A 4,411-nucleotide genomic window follows, 5' to 3' on the forward strand; every position below is an offset into this window, starting at 1 on the left:
TCCCCACGTGAGAACCTGCCTACCGGCGAGGGAGCCCCTCGGGATCGAGGGGTTGGGGAGTCGATCTTTATTTCTTACGAGAGGACCATTTGAACGATTTTATCGATGCAAATAGTTCTTTCTACGCCGACACCGTTATTGAGTGTGATGAACTTTCCTTCGTGGTTCTGAATAGTGTTTCGAACCTCGTTTAAGTTTGTTCCTTCTTCGATCGTGATTACATCACCGTTAACGAATCTAATTTCTAATTTTTCCATTTGGTCGACCTCCTTCCTTCGAATATTTTCCTTGCAAAACTTCTACGTATTTTAAGAAATGTTAGTTTCGTTTTTCGAGTTTTTTCTTATCTTGATAATAAGGGTAACTATTTCCGCACAAAAAAAGGGGCAAGCAAGTGAGTGAATCCCTTGCGCCCCAACGGCTTTCGACCAAAAAAACTTGCGTTTTCCAATATACTCGTTTAGCATTTAAGTTACCACACAAAAACCTAAACTAGAAAGGAGACAAGTATCTTTGATCTATGCTGTTTTTTTTACCCTTTTATGGTGTCCGTAAACTGTCCATAAATTGATGCTACACATGGATTATAGACAAAATGACTAAGAAAAAACAAGACCCTATTGCACTTATAAAACCTAAAAAACTCGACAATCTACGTATGTATGAACTAGCTAAGGATCATCTTTCCGAAAAAATGCAGGAACTGTACAAAGAGTGTGGGACGTTCAACTTGTATATTTCGACATTGGATAAGGAGAAAAAGAAGATGGTTGGAGGGAATCACTGTAAGAACCGATTTTGTCCGATTTGCGCTTGGCGCAAAGCTAGAAAAGATGCGATGGCATTGTCTGTCGTGATGGAAGCCATGCATGAAGAACATGACGTGAAATATTTGTTCCTCACTTTGACGACACCGAATGTGAAAGCGAACGAAGTGAAGTCGGAGATTGAGAGTATGAACAAGGCATTTCACAAGTTGTTTAAAAGACGAAAAATAGATCGAGTTATTCAAGGATATGCTCGAAAATTGGAGATGACATATGACGGGAATCCGTTAATCACGACTCCATTATTCGAGAAAAAACAGGCGTATTATGAACGATTAGGATTGAAAGTTGGAGACGAGAATCCCACCTATGATACATACAACCCACACTTTCATGTTGTCCTTGCCGTAAAAAAAAGTTACTTCAATGATTCGAAGAATTACATCAAACGTGATGAATGGTTAGAAATGTGGCGCAAGGTCACTGGTGACTATACAATCACGCAAGTTCATATCGAACGAATCAAGGAAAAACAGACTGGAAATGCGGTTTCGGAGATCGCGAAGTACTCGGCTAAAAGCAACGATATGGGCGTCAGTCCAGAAGTATTCGAGACCTTCTACAATTCTTTGAAGGGTAAGCAAGTTATTGCTTACAGTGGTTTTTTCAAAGAATACATGTTGAAATACAAAGCCAACGAGTTGGAAAAGTACATGGAAAAGGATAAAAACGAATACTTTTATAAAATTATGGCGAATTGGCGTGCTGATCAATCGGAATTTGTCTTAGAATATGTTGAATTAACAAAAATGGAAAAACAAAGGTATAATTTTAATGTAACAGATGAATTTGAAATAGAATGAATGATTGATTTTGAATCAAAAAAATTGATGTTGGAAGTCTTTCTTATGTGAAAGGGGAATATTCATTTGAAAATGTCTATTGCAGAACAACTTCAGTATTCTACAGTTAGAATTGAATCTTCTACTGCTAATGGTGGAATCAGTACAGGAACCGGTTATTTTTTTACCCTTAAAGAAAATCCAACTAATGGATACAGAGTTCCGGTCATTGTTACTAACAAGCATGTTATTGACGGAGCGATTCATGGAAAATTTACTTTTACTCTTATGGATGAAGAAAATAACCCCTTAGATACTGAACATGTAGTTTTAAATACTCAAGATATTCTTACTTCTAGTAATACGTTTCAAGATTTAATCAGAAGACATCCCGATCCAAGCGTTGATTTATGTATTATTTTTTTACAACCTTTTTTGGATTTTTCTCTCATGCAAGGAAATCCAATTTTCTTTATTCCTTTGGATAAATCTTTAATACCTTCAGATGAACAATTAAAAGAATTGTCTCCTTTGGAAGATATTATTATGGTTGGCTATCCCAATGGAATTTGGGATACAAGAAACAATAAACCAATTTTCCGTAAAGGAGTTGCGGCAACTCATCCTTATCTTGATTACGACGGAAAAAAAGAGTTTATGATAGATGCAGCATGTTTCCCTGGTTCTAGTGGATCCCCTGTTTTTTTATTAAATGAGAATGGTTACAGAGATAAGAATGGTAATATCACTATAGGTATTACACGTATTTATTTATTAGGTACGTTGTATGCTGGACCTCAGCATACTGTCCAAGGAGAATTAGTAATTGCTACTATCCCTACTTCACAAGCCCCTTTACCTATATCTCGAATTCCTAATAATTTAGGATTGATTATAAAATCTTCTAGAATAACTGAACTGGAAGATTTGATTTGATTTTTTAAGGCGATGCTAAAGCATCGCCTTTTTTCGTGTCTTGGACACGAAACGGCATTGGTCTTGAGTGGCGCAGCCATGCTCTTTCCACCTCGTAGAGACCGCCTCTTGCTTTGCAAGAGTATAGCGGGCTATACTCTTATCAAATCAACGCCGACAAATTCCCATCTCGCTTCTCTCGGTCTTTGTCTTTATAAGGAGGAAAACCCCATGTCGATCGAGTTTGCTTGGAACACTCAAAAGAACCAAATGTCCGACATCAAAGGCAAAGAAAGAGAACAAGAACGAGAAGGACAAATCAAGAACGACATGATTGATCTTGACCGTACCCACCTCAATTATGATTTGGTGGTAAGTGAATTAAACCTCTACCAACGAGCGAAGGAACGTGTCGATCAACTCAAGTCTGAAAACAAACGGGTCCAAAAAAATTCGGTCATTAGCTACTCCAACATCATCACGATTCCGGAATCAGCAGCAAAGAAAATGTCGAACGAACAGATGCAGGATTACTTCAAAACCTGCCATGATTATTTCGCTGATCGGTTCGGAAAAGAGAATGTCTTGAGTGCCAAAGTCCATCTTGATGAAACGACTCCTCATATGCACCTTCACTTCATGCCAATCGACAAAGAAACAGGACGATTACAAGCCAGGACGACAATGAATAAGGCGGCTTTGAATCAAATCCATGACGATATTCCTCGACGACTACGAGAAAAAGGATTCGATGTAGTGCGTGGATCGGGCGAGAAAACGAAACAGAAACTCGATATTCATGAGTACAAGGCAAAATTGGATTTAGAGAAAGAAGTGAATGCCCTTGAAGAGGAACGGGCTGCTTTAAATCGTGAGATTTTCGCTCGAAAAGCAAGGATAGATGTGAACGAACAACGGTTGAAAAAAGAAAGTAGAGAACGGGTCGAAAAAGTAGAACAAGAAGCAATCAAAGAAATCGAGACGATTGAAAAAGTAATGACGAAATTCGAGAAAGATACGAGTGAAAAACAAGAACGGCTTATCATGGATACGCAAGACATGAACGGCTTACTTACTGCGACAAAAAAAGACCTCGAAGAGCATCAAAAACAACTCAACGAGCGAATCGATTCGCTCAACGAGTTGAATTTTAATGAGTCGATTAATCTCGATTTGAAGCCGAACTTGCTGAATAAAGTGTCGATGTCGAACGAGACTTTTGAAGAACTGAAGAAACGGGCAGAAGTCGCGGAACGGATGCAACGGGCATTGCGGATCTCGGAGCAACGAGTCCGGACGCTGGAGAAGAGTAACAGGGAAAAAGATAAGGAACTGGGTGATATGTTTAAGTTGCGGATCGAGAACGGTTATTTGCAGAAGCAAAATCAATTTTTATCAGCACTTGTTGAGAAAGTTCGAAGAGTATTGGAAAATCTCAAGGATAAAGGTGTTTTGGTGATAGGAAAAGAACGGGCAAGCGAAATAATAGGCTTTGCAAAGCATCAAGTCGGTCTTTCTTTGAAGATGGAGAAAGAAGCGGAGCCAATCAACGAATATGAGGCTTCAGGCAAAGAAAAAGCCATTCAAGTACGGAATGAAAGATTGCAACGAGAGAAGGGCTCTGAAATGGAGCGCTAGAAGGCCGTATAAGCGTTTTTAAGCGTATATGGGTGTCAATGTAACGGAAGAACGAAAATAACCCCTCAGAATCGCTCTCAGAGCGTTCTAGAGGGGTTTTCGTTCTGAGTATAAGAATTGACCACCCAAAAAAAAAGAACCCTTTTTGCTGTTCTCACGTTCCCCACGTGAGAACCTGCCTACCGGCGAGGGAGCCCCTCGGGATCGAGGGGTTGGGGAGTCGATCTTTATTTCTTACGAGAGGACCAT

At 39.4% G+C, this 4,411-nt stretch carries 4 protein-coding genes; 3 read left to right on the forward strand and 1 reads right to left on the reverse strand.

Annotated elements, in window-relative coordinates; genetic code table 11:
- Positions 1-74: 74 nt before the first annotated feature.
- Positions 75-257, reverse strand: a complete 183-nt coding sequence (locus KNP93_RS15460; RefSeq protein WP_214856016.1) for a hypothetical protein — start codon at positions 255-257, stop codon at positions 75-77.
- Positions 258-595: 338 nt separating this feature from the next.
- Here KNP93_RS15460 and KNP93_RS15465 point away from each other — a divergent pair, with 338 nt between their 5' ends.
- The 3 genes from KNP93_RS15465 to mobV all read left to right on the forward strand — a co-directional run bounded on the left by KNP93_RS15465 (position 596) and on the right by mobV (position 4,162).
- The gene (locus tag KNP93_RS15465) at positions 596-1,630 is read left to right on the forward strand and encodes a protein rep (RefSeq protein WP_214856018.1); all 1,035 of its coding nucleotides are present in this window, start codon (positions 596-598) and stop codon (positions 1,628-1,630) included.
- Between the two features lie 72 nt (positions 1,631-1,702).
- The gene (locus KNP93_RS15470; protein ID WP_251138851.1) at positions 1,703-2,545 is read left to right on the forward strand and encodes a S1 family peptidase; all 843 of its coding nucleotides are present in this window, start codon (positions 1,703-1,705) and stop codon (positions 2,543-2,545) included.
- A 210-nt stretch (positions 2,546-2,755) separates the two neighbouring features.
- Positions 2,756-4,162 (forward strand): MobV family relaxase, encoded by a 1,407-nt coding sequence (gene mobV / locus KNP93_RS15475; RefSeq protein WP_214856020.1) that lies wholly within the window; start codon positions 2,756-2,758, stop codon positions 4,160-4,162.
- Positions 4,163-4,411: the final 249 nt, after the last annotated feature.

This window comes from Exiguobacterium sp. s166, from assembly GCF_018618855.1.
Lineage (GTDB): Bacteria > Bacillota > Bacilli > Exiguobacteriales > Exiguobacteriaceae > Exiguobacterium_A.

Excerpts from the sequence above, each read along its gene's own strand:
- KNP93_RS15470 (WP_251138851.1), top strand. The coding sequence starts at position 1,703 with ATGTCTATTGCAGAACAACTTCAGTATTCTACAGTTAGAATTGAATCT.
- KNP93_RS15465 (WP_214856018.1), top strand. The coding sequence starts at position 596 with ATGACTAAGAAAAAACAAGACCCTATTGCACTTATAAAACCTAAAAAA.
- KNP93_RS15460 (WP_214856016.1), bottom strand. The coding sequence starts at position 257 with ATGGAAAAATTAGAAATTAGATTCGTTAACGGTGATGTAATCACGATC.
- mobV (WP_214856020.1), top strand. The coding sequence starts at position 2,756 with ATGTCGATCGAGTTTGCTTGGAACACTCAAAAGAACCAAATGTCCGAC.